The following is a 12490-nucleotide window of genomic DNA, read 5'->3' on the forward strand; positions in this document are numbered from 1 at the left end:
CCCGGCCGGCCAGGACGGGATTGCCGATAGGAATGTGCCGAAGCGATGGGATGGGATAGCGTTTCCCGAAGCCTGGCTTCACGGCCATCGCTTCCTGTCGCGGCTGAAGCCGCTCCTACAGAGGTGCGGCGCACTTGTTGTAGGAGCGGCTTCAGCCGCGACAGGAAAACGCCAAGCCATCGATACCCGCAACGGGCAGCTCCCGGATTGAGGCTATTCGAGGTGCCCTGCAGCCGCCGCCTCAGGCGTCGCTGCTATGGCGGGGACATCAACGCACACAGCAGAACAAGCGCGATGCTGCGCGGTTTGCGGCGACCGTCGCTTCCTCGCTGTGCATCTGGCGCCTGGCGCCGCGATCCGGCGTCATTGTCCCGGCAGCGCGCCGGCCGGCACCAACTTGCCGACATCCTGGTTGAAGTGCACCACCAGCTTGCCGTTCTCCACGCCCGCCGATTCGATCTGCACGTTGCCCATCACCGCGGCCAGCGCCGGATCCAGCTTGTAGATCGGTTCCTTGCGCGCGTAGTCGCCCAGCCAGACGTTGAGCAGTTCGCGGGTATTGGCGTCGAGCTTGCCGCCGTTGGCGGCCGGGCGGAAGTCGTCGATGGTCGGCGACTGCAGGTGGAAGCCCTGGGTCTGCTGTTCGTAGCGCAGTCCGCTGGTCAGCAACACCGTGCCCAACGGCGTCGGCGCGCCACCGCCGGTGGCCATGCTCAGGTCGAACTGCATCTTCAGCCGGTCGCCCGGCGGCAACGACAGCTTGGGGTCGCGAATGGTCATCTTCACCAGGCCGCCGAGCGCCTTGTGCGTCTGCGGGAAGCTGCCGTCCAGATAATGCTGCACATCGGCGGCGCCGACGCTGACCTGCTTGCCCTGGATCATCGGCTCGGCCTGCAGGTGGCTCGCGGCGACGAGGGTCAGCAGCGCGGCGGCGCGCAAGGTCAGCAGGCGGAGTTTCATGGGATGTGGGGCCTTGGCGGAATCAGGGGTTCAACATAACCGCAGCTGGTGAATGCGCGATTAGCGAACGCGGGCGAGGGCGGCGGTCCGATCCGTGGGTCGGCCGGACCGTCTCATGCGGCGGTCGGCGCCAGCCGTGCCAGGATCGCATCCAGCGCCGGCCGCAGCGGCGCCAACAAGGCCTGCGCCTCGCTGTCGCTGTGCTCACTGAGTCCGCGCAGCAGTTGCGTGCCGATGGTCAGTGCCGCGCGCTCGTCGCCGCGCAGGCCGGGATGGCGCTGCGCCGCTTCGAGCAGGCGCATCCAGTCCTGCCGGCAACGCGCCTCGAATTCGATGGTGCAACGGCCTTGGCATTGCAGCCCGTCGGCCTCGATCGGCGTGACGGTGATGCGGTAGCGTTGGGAGGCGGTCATGGGCGTGCGCACGGCGGGTCGGTCGATCCAAGATAGGCGCCATCTGCCGCCATCACGAGAGGGATGACCGCGACGCTCTGTTCTAGCGCGCGTCATCAAGCATTGGACCCCCGTCGTGGCGCGAGCCGTGGCTGTCCGGTTCAGGCATTGGCAACTGCCGCCTGGCGCCCGCGGCGCGGATTCCACCCTCTTGATGAAGAGCGCCGTCATGTCATCGGCAAGCGCCCTGTCGGATCCGGTGCGGAGTGTCTGGGCGGCGGTGCGCCGCTTCGCGCCTTGGTCAGCGTGCGGCGCGCAGCAGCGGCAGCGGATCGTAGGCGCCGCCCTCAGCATAGACGCCGTAATGCAGATGCGGTGGCGTGCCGCGCGCGTTGCCGCTGTCGCCGACCGTGCCGAGCGGATCGCCGGCCTCGACCAGGTCGCCGACCTGCAGGTCCGGCGCCCAGTCCTGCAGATGCGCGTAGTAATGGCGCTGCCGGGCCGGACCCATCACCCACACCTGGCGGCCGCCGAGGCCGCGATCGGCGACGGCGACGACGATGCCGCGGGTGGCCGACAGCACCGGGGTGCCGCGTTTGGCGAAGATGTCCACGCCCGCATGCTGGCGATCGCGGCCGCGCGGCGCACCGAAGGTGGCGGCGACGCGGCGCGGATCCACGCCCTGCACCGGCATGCGCAGGGTGGCGGGCGGCGGCTGCCGCGCCAGTTCCCAGCCGGCCCGCGCGCGCAGCGCCCACGGTTGCTGCCAGGCCCAGGCCAACGCCAGCGCGGTGCAGGCCAGCGCCGCCGAGCGCAGCAGCCAGCGGCGCAGCGTCCGCGCAGGCGAGGGCGCTGCCGTCGGCATCGCGTCAGCCAGGCTGCGCGGCGGCCTGCTTCTGCAACTGCTGCTTCAGCGCCTCGTCGATGCCGAGCTGGCGCGCCAGTTCGTCCAGGTAGCTGCGTTCCATGAAGCTCTGCTCGTCGGCGGCGAGCAGGCTGGCCAGGTACATCTCCGAGGCGATCTCCGGCGTCGCGGCGGCCTGCGCCACCTCGGCAGGGTCCAGCGGCTTCTCCAGCTCGGCATGCAACCAGCGCTGCACGTCCTCGTCGCCGTTGAGGCGGGTGAACTCGCCTTCGATCAGTTCGCGTTCGCGGGTGTCGATGTGGCCGTCGGCCTTGGCCGCGGCGACCAGTGCGCGCAGGATCGCCTGGCTGTGCTGTTCCACTTCCAGCGGCGGCAACCGATCCAGGGTTTGCGGATCGGGCGCGGCGGCACCGAGTTGCTGGCGCTTGTAGTCGCCGTAGGCGCGATAGGCCATGACCCCGAGCGCGGCCAGGCCGCCGTAGGTCGCCAGCTTGCGCGTGGTGCGGTTCTTGCCGAGCAGCAGGCCGAGCGCGCCGCCGCTCAGGGCGCCCTTGCCGAAGTCGGCGTTGAGCATGCCGCCGAGGCCGCCGCTGTTGGCGGGCGATCCCGCGGAGGCGGGCGTACCGGTCTTGGCCATGGCCTGTCCGGCGGCGCCCTGCGCCGATTGCAGCAGTTGGTCGAGAAAGCCCTGTAGCTTCATGCACGCATTCCTGTCGGGTTGAGCCGCAGGTATAGCGGGCAGCGCCTTAGCGGCCTGTCAATCCCGCTGCGGGCAGCGGCGCGCGCAAAAAAAACGAGACGGCAGGGCCGTCTCGTCAGGTGTACGTGCCTGGATCAGGCGACGCTGCTCAGAGCGCGGCGTCCTTGAGCTTCTTCAGCGGGCGCACCTTGAGCTTGGTGGTGGCCGGCTTGGCGGCGAACCACTGCTCTTCCTTGGTGAACGGGTTGATGCCCTTGCGCTTCGGCTTGGCCGGCACGCTGACGGCGGTGATCTTGAGCAGGCCCGGCAGGGTGAACGAACCGGCGCCCTTCTTGCTGACCGAGCCGGCCACGGCGTGCTCGAGCGAGGCCATCACCGCGCGCACGTCCTTGGCGACGACGCCGCTGGCTTCGGCGATGTGGGCGACCAGCGCGGACTTGCTCAGCGCTTCCTTGATCGGCTTGGGAGCGGCCGGCTTGGCGGCGGTCTTGGTGGCTACTTTCTTCGCTGCCTTTTTCGGGGCAGCCTTTTTCGCGGTCTTTGCCATGATGTCCTGATTCCGTAAACGATAGGTGGTTGGGTCGCGCCGACCCCGTCGGCATGGCGAAATGTAGGGCATGTGCTACGCCGCGCCAATAGGCAAACCGCAAAAAGACGCGGAAAAAGCCCCATGCCGGGTTTTTTGGCGCCACCAGGGCGCATTTGGACCGGGAAAAACCGCGGCGCGCTGCCGCCCGGCGCAGCGTTGAAGCGTTCGTGGTGCGCGCGAACGGGCTATCGCGACGGTCTCGCCGCGGATGGCGGCAGTGCTGGGCGAGTGCGCAGGCCGTTGCCGGACCAGTCCGGCGGATTGCGATTCCCTCACCGCGTGGCCGGCTGATTCCGATATTCGTGCCGAGCGCACACCTCCGGAACTGACGCAGTCGCTGCCGCCGAGGCGCAGCGGTGCGCCGCGGGAACGACCAGCGGCGTCCCGATGCGCGCCGCCCGCGCGATGTACTGCGCCGCACAAGGGCGTAACGCCTGCTGCCCTATCGTGTCCGCTTCATTCACCACGGGAGTACCGCATGGGCATTTCGCGTCACGCCACCGCGCATTGGGAAGGCGATCTGAAGAGCGGCAAGGGTCAGCTGAGCACGCCGCAGAGCGGTCTGCTGGACAACACCCGCTATGCCTTCAGCAGCCGCTTCGGCGAGGAGAAGGGCACCAATCCGGAAGAACTGATCGCCGCCGCGCACGCCGGCTGCTTCACCATGGCGCTGTCGGCCAAGCTCAGCGAGGCGGGCTTCCCGCCGACCACGCTGGACACCCGCGCCGAGGTCGATCTGTCGATGGAAGGCGGTCCGCAGTTGTCGCAGATCCGGCTCAAGGTCAAGGCCGTGGTGCCGAACATCGAGGCGACGCAGTTCCGCGCGCTGGCCGACGACGCCAAGCAGAACTGCCCGGTGTCCAAGGCGCTGAGCGCCGTGCCGATCAGCCTGGAAGCGGAACTGGGTTGAGCGTCGGGCCTGGTGCGAACCGCCAGGCCTTTTCTCTAAAACGGCGGTCAGGCCGCGCCGGCTGCGGCGCGCGCGGTCTGGCCGTTCGTCGTTGCATGGAGCGGTTCCAGCCCCGATGCGCGCAGCCCGATGCTGCGGCAACAGCTGTCGCGACGCTAAACAGTCGCCACGGAACGGGCCCAATTCAGTGTCGTTTCACCGGAACAGACCGAGCATGCGGTTGCGCGATCCACGCGCCTGGAATCTTCGACATGAACAAGTTCTCGACCCGTCTTCTGACCGCCGCGCTCGCCGTGAGCGTGGTCGGCTCCGCCGCTGCGCAGGACTATGGCCGCTACGACGACTACCGCGACCGCGGCTACCCGAGCAGCGGTAGCTACGAGTACGCGCGCGTCGTCCGCGCCGATCCGATCTTGGTGCATGTGCGCGGCCCGCGCGAGACCACCGAGCGCTGCTACGAACGTCCTGCTTCCGGCAGCTATGTGGAGAACGGCTACGGCGGCGGCTATTACAACGATGGCTACCGCGGCACCGATGGCGGGCGCAGCGCGGCCACCGTGGTCGGCGGCATCGCTGGCGCGTTGCTGGGCAGCCGCGTCGGCGGCGGCAGCGGCCGTTTCGTCGGCACCGCGGTCGGCACCATGGTCGGCGGCCTGGCCGGGCGTTCGATCTACGACAGCAATGCGCGGACCACGGTGCAGACCGGTTCGGTCAGCGTCTGCGAACCGGTCGCCTATCGCAACGACAGCTACGACCGGGTGGACGGCTACGACGTGACCTACGAATACGGCGGCCGCTACTACCACACGCGTAGCGCGGAACGTCCGGGCGACCGCATCCGCGTGCGCGTGGACGTGCTGCCCGACTGAACGATGCGGACGCCTCGCCGAGGCGTCCATGGACCTCGGCCTCCAGCGCCACGGCGCTGGCGGCCGACAGCGAGTCGTCAGGCCGTCCGTTCCGGCCGCTGCAGACAGCCGCTGTCGATCTGACCTTCAACGCCAGTCGATGCGCCCGTCGATCACAGTCTGTACCTGGCCGCCCGACCAGACCTCGCCGGCGCTGTCCACGCTCAGGGTCAGCAAGGCATCGTGGCCGACCTCGCGGCCCTGACTGACCACGTAACGGCCCTCGCGGCCGGGCAGGGCGTTGCGCTGATCCAACCATGCGGCGAGCACGGCGTTGGCCGCGCCGGACGCGGCATCCTCGAAGCGGCGGCCATTGCCGACGAACGCGCGCACTGCCAGCTGGTACGCCTGAGCGTCCGACCGCGCATAGGCGAACACGCCCATGCTGGCGGTGCTTTCGGCCAGCGCGGCGATCGCGTCCCAGTCCGGCGTCAGGCCGCGCAACGCGGCCTCGTCGGCGAGTTCGACCAGCCACCAGCAGCGGCCGCCGTCCATGCGCACTGGCGGTTGCACGCCGGGCGTCCAGCCGGCCAGCGCCGCGGCCAGGCGCGGATCGGCGGCCTCGGCGATCTCCGCGACCTGCGCGCGCGGGGTGCGGATGGCGATGCTGCGTACGCCGCCGTCCGCATCCACGCGCAACGGCAGCAACCCAGCGATGCCTTCCTGGATCAGCACGCCGTCCTGGGGCGCGGCGATGCCTGCTTCCAGCACCGCGTGCGCGGTGCCGACGCTGGGATGGCCGGCGAACGGCACTTCCTTCTGCGGACTGAACATGCGGATGCCGTAGCTGGCGCCGGGTTGCGTGGGCGGAAACACGAAGGTGGTCTCCGGCAGCCGCGTCCAGCGCGCGATCGCCTGCATCGCCGCCGCGTCCAGGCCCTGCGCATCCAGCACCACCGCCAGCGGGTTGCCGGCGCCGGGGCGCGGGGAGAACACATCCAGTTGCAGGAAACGGCGCGTGGTCATGGCGGGGGCACTTGACGGTGGGGGCGCGCAGCTTAGCAACCGCGGCCTGCGCGCGCTGCGGTGCCGGCGCAGCGCGGGCTTGGCCAGGCGAGCGCAGGCGTGCTGCGCTTGGCATAGAATCGCAGGTTCCGCCCGGCGTTCCGGGCCTCTTTCCCTCCACCAGACCCCACAACGAAATGTCCTCTTCCCCCCACGTCGATCGTTGGATCGTCCTCAAGTTCGGCGGCACCTCGGTGTCGCGTCGTCATCGCTGGGACACGATTGGGAAGCTGGCGAAAAAACGCGCCGACGAGACCGGCGCGCGTGTGCTGGTGGTGGTGTCGGCGCTGTCGGGGGTGACCAACGAGCTGACCGCGATCGCCGACGGCAGCGCCGACAGCGCGCAGCGGGTCGCCGCGCTGGAGCAGCGCCACCGCGAGTTCCTGGGCGAACTGGAACTGGATGCGGACAGCGTGCTCGGCGAGCGCCTGGCGGCGCTGCGCGGATTGCTCGACGACCCGCGCGCGGCGAGCCGCACGCTGGACTGGCAGGCCGAGGTGCTGGGTCAGGGCGAGTTGTTGTCCTCGACGCTGGGCGCGGCCTATCTGCGCGCCAGCGGCCTGGATTTCAGCTGGATGGACGCGCGCCAGTGGCTGGACGCGCTGCCGCCGCAGCCGAACCAGAGCGAGTGGTCCAAGCGCCTGTCGGTGTCGTGCCAATGGCAGTCCGACAGCGCCTGGCGCGAACGCTTCGTCGCCCAGCCGGCGCGGATGCTGATCACCCAGGGCTTCATTTCGCGGCACCAGGACGGCGGCACCGCGATCCTCGGTCGCGGCGGCTCTGACACCTCGGCGGCGTACTTCGGCGCGCTGCTCGGCGCCAGCCGCGTGGAGATCTGGACCGACGTGCCGGGCATGTTCAGCGCCAATCCGCGCGAGGTGCCGGATGCGCGCCTGCTGACCCGGCTGGACTATTACGAAGCGCAGGAAATCGCCACCACCGGCGCCAAGGTGCTGCACCCGCGCTCGATCAAGCCGTGCCGCGACGGCGGCGTGCCGATGGCGATCCTGGACACCGAGCGCCCCGAGCTGCCCGGCACCAGCATCGACGGCAACGCGCGCACCGTGCCCGGGGTCAAGGCGATCAGCCGCCGCAACGGCATCGTGCTGGTGTCGATGGAAGGCATCGGCATGTGGCAGCAGGTCGGCTTCCTGGCCGACGTATTCGCGCGTTTCGCCAAGCACGGCCTGTCGGTGGACCTGATCGGTTCGGCCGAGACCAACGTCACCGTGTCGCTGGACCCGAGCGAGAACCTGGTCAACACCGACGTGCTGGCGGCGCTGTCGGCCGACCTGGCGGAAATCTGCCGGGTCAAGATCATCGTGCCGTGCGCGGCGATCACCCTGGTCGGGCGCGGCATGCGCTCGCTGCTGCACAAGCTCTCGGACGTGTGGGCCACGTTCGGCAAGGAGCGCGTGCACATGATCTCGCAGTCGTCCAACGACCTGAACCTGACCTTCGTCATCGACGAGGCCGACGCCGACGGCCTGTTGCCGATCCTGCATGCCGAGCTGATCGACAGCGGCGCGATGCCGGTGGAGGAGACCGAGGTGTTCGGTCCGCGTTGGCGCGAGATCACCGGCAGCGTGCGCACGCGGCCCACGCCGTGGTGGCACGCCGAGCGCGAGCACCTGCTGCGCCTGGCCGACGCTGGTACGCCGCGCTACGTCTACCACCTGCCGACGCTGCGCGAGCGCGCCCGCGCGCTCAAGGCGATCGCGCCGATCGACCAGCGCTACTACGCGATCAAGGCCAATTCGCATCCGGCGATCCTCGAGGCGCTGGTCGCCGAGGATTTCGGCCTGGAATGCGTGTCGCACGGCGAACTGCGCCGGGTGTTCGACACCTTGCCGGAGCTGTCGCCGCGGCGCGTGCTGTTCACCCCCAGCTTCGCGCCCAAGGCCGAGTACGAAGCCGCGTTCGCGCTGGGCGTGACCGTCACCGTGGACAACGTCGAACTGCTGCAGCGCTGGCCGGAGCTGTTCCGCGGCCGCAGCCTGTGGCTGCGCATCGACCTGGGCCATGGCGACGGCCACCACGAGAAGGTCAATACCGGCGGCAAGGCTTCCAAGTTCGGCCTGTCGGCGACGCGGGTGGACGAGTTCATCGAAGCCGCGCGCGCGCTGGACATCCGCATCGTCGGCCTGCACGCGCACCTGGGCAGCGGCGTGGAGACCGCGCAGCACTGGCGGCGCATGTGCGACGAACTGGCCGGTTTCGCGCGCCGCATCGGCAGCGTGGAGGTCATCGACATCGGCGGCGGCCTGCCGATTCCGTACAGCGCCGATGACGAGCCGTTCGACCTGCAGACCTGGGCGCAGGGCCTGGCCGAGGCCAAATCCGTGCATCCGGCGTTCCGCCTGGCGATCGAGCCGGGCCGCTACCTGGTCGCCGAATGCGGCGTGCTGCTGAGCCGCGCCACCCAGGTGGTCGAGAAGGACGGCATTCGCCGGGTCGGCCTGGATGCGGGCATGAACGCGCTGATCCGCCCGGCGCTGTACGACGCCTGGCACGACGTGGCCAACCTGAGCCGGCTCGGGCACGAGGCCGACGCGGTGTTCGACGTGGTCGGGCCGATCTGCGAATCCAGCGACGTGTTCGGCAAGCGCCGGCGCCTGCCCGCCGCCACCGCGGCCGACGACGTGCTGCTGATCGCCGATGCCGGCGCCTACGGCTACGCGATGGCCAGCACCTACAACCAGCGCGAGCTGCCGCGGGAGGAGGTGATCGATGGCCCCACTGCCTGAGTTCGTCGCGCTCAGCATCGTCGCCGGCGCCGCGGCGATGATCCTGGCTACCGCGGCCGACCAGTCCGGCACCATGCTGCCGTGGACCGACAGCCTCAAGTGGGCGCTGCCGGCCTTGATCGCGGCCGGCGCGGGCGCGTGGTTGACTGGGCGCTGGCAGGGGCGACGACCAACCCGGCGTGCTGGCATGCTGGCGTTGCGCACGCTGCTGCTGGCCGCTGGCGGCTATCTCCCGTTGCTGGCGCTGTACCTCGCGGTGGCGTTCGCGGCTTCGGGCGATGCCTCGCAGGCGGGCGCGAGCCCTTGGGTCTGGTTTCCGTTTGCGTTCCTGTTGGGCTGTCTGCCGTGGCTGTGGGCGGCGCTGCCGTTTTCCCTGATCGAATTCTTCCTGTGCCGGCGCTACTTGCGTCGCACGCGCGCGCTTGCAGGTAGTTCATGACCGTTTTCGACAAACAGCAGATCACCACCTTCCGCTTCGTGCGCTGCGCGTTCGACGCCGACAGCGGCGTGGCGCGCCTGGTCTATGCCTTCGACCAGGGCCCGGAGCTGGTGGAGACGATCACCGTACCCGGCGCGCCGTTCGTGCTGGACGCGGCGCGTGCGCAGGCGGTGCAGCGCGCGCTGCGGCTGCTGCATCTGATCGCCGGGGTCAGTTACTACAAGGCCGCGGTGCCGCCGCAGATCGCCATCGACGACTACGCGATCGACGCCGAGACCGCTGCGCTGCTGGAGACCGTGTACCTGCATGGGCTGGGCGAGTTCGCCTACCGCAACGGCCTGGACCTGCACGGGAAGATCCGCTTTCCCGCGAACGCAGCGGCGGATGCGCAGGGCGCGGCGGCGCTGGGCCTGCGCGCGCACGCGCTGGTCGCGATCGGCGGCGGCAAGGACTCGCTGGTCAGCATCGAGGCGCTGCGCGCCGCCGGCGTGGAGCAGACCGTGGCCTGGATCGGCGGCTCGCAACTGATCCGCGCCTGCGCCGAGCGTACCGCGCTGCCGACCTTGAACATCGGCCGCGCGCTGGCGCCGGAACTGTTCGAACTGAACCGGCAGGGCGCGTGGAACGGGCATATCCCGGTGACCGCGGTGAACTCGGCGATCCTGGTGTTCGCCGCGCTGCTGCAGGACGCGGGCCAGGTGGTGTTCTCCAACGAGCACTCGGCCAGCTACGGCAGCCAGATCGCCGGCACCGGCGAGGTCAACCACCAGTGGTCCAAGGGCTGGGCGTTCGAGCAGGCGTTCGGCGCGCACGTGCAGCGTTACGTGGCCGCGGACCTGCACTACTACTCGCTGCTGCGCCCGCTGTCGGAACTGGCGGTGGCGCGGCAGTTCGCCAAGAACGATCACTACGACGCGCATTTCTCCAGCTGCAACCGCAACTTCCACATCCTTGGCGAGCGCCCGGCGCATCGCTGGTGCGGGGTATGCCCGAAGTGCCATTTCGTGTTCCTGGCGCTGGCTCCGTTCATGCCCAAGACGCGGTTGGTGCGGATCTTCGGCCGCAACCTGCTCGACGATGCGGCGCAGGCGCCGGGCTTCGATGCGCTGCTGGAATTCCAGGATCACAAGCCGTTCGAATGCGTCGGCGAAGGCCGCGAATCGCGCGCGGCGATGGCCACGCTGGCGGCGCGCGCGGAATGGAAGGAGGACGCGCTGGTAACGCGTTTCATCCGCGAGATCCAGCCGCAGCTGGAGGCCGGCGACCTGCGCGTGGAACCGCTGCTGGCGCTGGACACGCAGCACCGCATTCCGGCCGAACTGTGGGAACGCGTGCGTGCGAATTTCGCAGCTTGAGGGCTTGCGCGTCGCGCTGTGGGGTTGGGGCCGCGAAGGCCGGGCGGCGTATGCCGCGGTGCGCGGCTGGGAATGGGGAATCGGGAATGGGGAATCGGCGGCGCCGCTGCCGCTGACGGTGTTCTGCTCGATCGACGAGGCGCCGGCGCTCATTGCGCTCGGCGATTCGGCGCTACACGTGGAGACCGAGGCCAGCGCCGAGCGGCTGGCTGCGTTCGACGTGGTCATCAAGTCGCCCGGGATCAGTCCGTATCGACCCGAGGCGCAGGCCGCCGCGGCGCGGGGCACGCGCTTCATCGGCGGCACGTCGTTGTGGTTCGCCGAACATGCGGACGCCGACGGCGTGGTGCCGGGCAGCGTCTGCATCACCGGCACCAAGGGCAAGAGCACCAGTACCGCGCTGCTGGCGCATCTGCTGCGCGCCGGCGGCCACCGCACCGGCCTGGTCGGCAACATCGGCCTCCCGCTGCTGGAAGTGCTGGCGCCGGCGCCGCCGCCGGAGTATTGGGCGATCGAACTGTCCAGCTACCAGACCGGCGACGTGGCGCGCAGCGGCGCGCGGCCGCAGCTGGCGCTGGTGCTCAACCTGTTTCCGGAACATCTGGACTGGCATGGCAGCCAGGCGCGCTATGTCGAAGACAAGCTGGCGCTGGTGACGCGGGCGCGGCCGCGCGTCGCGCTGCTCAACGCCGCCGATCCGCAGCTGGCGGCGCTGGCGCTGCCCGACAGCCAGGTGCTCTGGTTCAACCGCGAAGACGGCTGGCATATGCGCGGCGATGTCGTGCACCGCGGCGACGTGGCGGTGTTCGACAGCGCGCGGGTGCCTCTGCCGGGCCGGCACAACCGCGGCAACCTGTGCGCGGTGCTGGCGGCGATCGAGGCCCTGGGCCTGGACGCGGCGGCGCTGGCGCCGGCGGCCGTGCAGTTCCGGCCGTTGCCGAACCGGCTGCAGACGCTGGGCGAGCGCGACGGCGTTGCCTACGTCAACGATTCGATCAGCACCACGCCGCATGCCACGCTGGCGGCGCTGGAGTGTTTCCGCGGGCGCCGCATCGCGTTGCTGGTCGGCGGCCACGACCGCGGCCTGGACTGGCAGGACTTCGCTGCGGCGATGCGCCACGGCGCGCCGCTGGAGATCGTCACCATGGGCAGCAACGGCCCGCGCATCCACGCCTTGCTGGCGCCGCTGGCCGCGGCCGGCGGCTTCGGCCTGCATGCCGCCGCGGACCTGCCGGCGGCGGTGGCATTGGCGCGCGCGGCGCTGGGCGAGGGCGGCGGCGTGGTGCTGCTGTCGCCGGGCGCGCCCAGCTTCGGCGCCTACCGCGATTACGTGGCGCGCGGCCGCCATTTCGCCGAACTGGCCGGGTTCGACCCGGAGGCGATCAGCGCGATCCCGGGGCTGGGCATCGCCTGAGCTGTGCGCTCCTGCATGGGCCGGCGTGCGTGCCGCTTGCCAGGAGCCTGCCCTGGGACACTTCGATCGAGGGACGCTGTCTCTGGGAGGGGCTTCGGTCGCGACAGGCTTTCTCGGTAATGCTTGTCGCGATTGAAGGCACCTCTAATAACCCACAAAAGCATGTCGATGCATTGCGAGACGCCGACGCCGACACGCCTGCAGGT

At 70.0% G+C, this 12490-nt stretch carries 12 protein-coding genes; 6 read left to right on the plus strand and 6 right to left on the minus strand.

The features are described 5' to 3' along the window. Positions 1-363: 363 nt before the first annotated feature. From AB3X08_RS07330 to AB3X08_RS07350, 5 genes are all read right to left on the minus strand, one after another. Positions 364-960, minus strand: a complete 597-nt coding sequence (locus tag AB3X08_RS07330) for a DUF1439 domain-containing protein (protein ID WP_369937259.1) — start codon at positions 958-960, stop codon at positions 364-366. A 113-nt stretch (positions 961-1073) separates the two neighbouring features. After that, complete coding sequence (locus AB3X08_RS07335) at positions 1074-1373, minus strand: DUF3861 family protein (RefSeq protein ID WP_369937261.1); 300 nt, start codon at positions 1371-1373, stop codon at positions 1074-1076. A gap of 280 nt (positions 1374-1653) precedes the next feature. Then, on the minus strand, positions 1654-2217 hold the full coding sequence (locus tag AB3X08_RS07340; protein WP_369937263.1) for a M23 family metallopeptidase: 564 nt from the start codon (positions 2215-2217) through the stop codon (positions 1654-1656). Positions 2218-2221: 4 nt separating this feature from the next. Next, a complete protein-coding gene (locus tag AB3X08_RS07345; protein WP_369937265.1) occupies positions 2222-2917 on the minus strand; it encodes a tellurite resistance TerB family protein in 696 nt (231 codons plus the stop codon). A 148-nt stretch (positions 2918-3065) separates the two neighbouring features. Further along, positions 3066-3464: an HU family DNA-binding protein gene (locus AB3X08_RS07350; RefSeq protein ID WP_184410622.1), complete on the minus strand. Its 399-nt coding sequence runs from the start codon at positions 3462-3464 to the stop codon at positions 3066-3068. A 520-nt stretch (positions 3465-3984) separates the two neighbouring features. On the opposite strand from AB3X08_RS07350, the gene AB3X08_RS07355 reads away from it, so the two are divergent. Beyond that, positions 3985-4416 (plus strand): OsmC family protein, encoded by a 432-nt coding sequence (locus tag AB3X08_RS07355; RefSeq protein WP_369937267.1) that lies wholly within the window; start codon positions 3985-3987, stop codon positions 4414-4416. 251 nt (positions 4417-4667) lie between these two features. Next, entirely contained in the window at positions 4668-5285 is a 618-nt protein-coding gene (locus tag AB3X08_RS07360; protein ID WP_369937269.1) for a glycine zipper 2TM domain-containing protein, read from the plus strand. Between the two features lie 126 nt (positions 5286-5411). Here the strand turns inward: AB3X08_RS07360 and AB3X08_RS07365 are convergent, their stop codons facing one another. After that, positions 5412-6290 carry a PhzF family phenazine biosynthesis protein gene (locus tag AB3X08_RS07365; protein WP_369937271.1) on the minus strand — a complete coding sequence of 293 codons (879 nt, stop codon included), beginning with the start codon at positions 6288-6290 and terminating at the stop codon, positions 5412-5414. Positions 6291-6466: 176 nt separating this feature from the next. Between AB3X08_RS07365 and AB3X08_RS07370 the strand changes: the two genes are divergently transcribed. The 4 genes from AB3X08_RS07370 to murD are packed head-to-tail and all read left to right on the plus strand — an operon-like array spanning position 6467 to position 12284. Beyond that, on the plus strand, positions 6467-9076 hold the full coding sequence (locus AB3X08_RS07370; RefSeq protein ID WP_369937273.1) for a bifunctional aspartate kinase/diaminopimelate decarboxylase: 2610 nt from the start codon (positions 6467-6469) through the stop codon (positions 9074-9076). Then, positions 9060-9515: a hypothetical protein gene (locus tag AB3X08_RS07375; RefSeq protein WP_369937274.1), complete on the plus strand. Its 456-nt coding sequence runs from the start codon at positions 9060-9062 to the stop codon at positions 9513-9515. Before AB3X08_RS07370 ends, AB3X08_RS07375 begins: the two co-directional genes overlap by 17 nt. After that, entirely contained in the window at positions 9512-10870 is a 1359-nt protein-coding gene (gene murL, locus AB3X08_RS07380) for a UDP-N-acetyl-alpha-D-muramoyl-L-alanyl-L-glutamate epimerase (RefSeq protein ID WP_369937276.1), read from the plus strand. The genes AB3X08_RS07375 and murL overlap by 4 nt, the downstream gene beginning before the upstream one ends. Beyond that, positions 10851-12284 carry a UDP-N-acetylmuramoyl-L-alanine--D-glutamate ligase gene (murD, locus tag AB3X08_RS07385; RefSeq protein ID WP_369937278.1) on the plus strand — a complete coding sequence of 478 codons (1434 nt, stop codon included), beginning with the start codon at positions 10851-10853 and terminating at the stop codon, positions 12282-12284. Before murL ends, murD begins: the two co-directional genes overlap by 20 nt. The last annotated feature ends 206 nt before the right edge of the window (positions 12285-12490 follow it).

It is taken from the genome of Xanthomonas sp. DAR 34887, assembly GCF_041245805.1.
GTDB lineage: Bacteria > Pseudomonadota > Gammaproteobacteria > Xanthomonadales > Xanthomonadaceae > Xanthomonas_A > Xanthomonas_A tesorieronis.

Coding starts and splice junctions, on each gene's coding strand:
- AB3X08_RS07330 (WP_369937259.1), bottom strand. CDS start 960: ATGAAACTCCGCCTGCTGACCTTGCGCGCCGCCGCGCTGCTGACCCTC.
- AB3X08_RS07335 (WP_369937261.1), bottom strand. CDS start 1,373: ATGACCGCCTCCCAACGCTACCGCATCACCGTCACGCCGATCGAGGCC.
- AB3X08_RS07340 (WP_369937263.1), bottom strand. CDS start 2,217: ATGCCGACGGCAGCGCCCTCGCCTGCGCGGACGCTGCGCCGCTGGCTG.
- AB3X08_RS07345 (WP_369937265.1), bottom strand. CDS start 2,917: ATGAAGCTACAGGGCTTTCTCGACCAACTGCTGCAATCGGCGCAGGGC.
- AB3X08_RS07350 (WP_184410622.1), bottom strand. CDS start 3,464: ATGGCAAAGACCGCGAAAAAGGCTGCCCCGAAAAAGGCAGCGAAGAAA.
- AB3X08_RS07355 (WP_369937267.1), top strand. CDS start 3,985: ATGGGCATTTCGCGTCACGCCACCGCGCATTGGGAAGGCGATCTGAAG.
- AB3X08_RS07360 (WP_369937269.1), top strand. CDS start 4,668: ATGAACAAGTTCTCGACCCGTCTTCTGACCGCCGCGCTCGCCGTGAGC.
- AB3X08_RS07365 (WP_369937271.1), bottom strand. CDS start 6,290: ATGACCACGCGCCGTTTCCTGCAACTGGATGTGTTCTCCCCGCGCCCC.
- AB3X08_RS07370 (WP_369937273.1), top strand. CDS start 6,467: ATGTCCTCTTCCCCCCACGTCGATCGTTGGATCGTCCTCAAGTTCGGC.
- AB3X08_RS07375 (WP_369937274.1), top strand. CDS start 9,060: ATGGCCCCACTGCCTGAGTTCGTCGCGCTCAGCATCGTCGCCGGCGCC.
- murL (WP_369937276.1), top strand. CDS start 9,512: ATGACCGTTTTCGACAAACAGCAGATCACCACCTTCCGCTTCGTGCGC.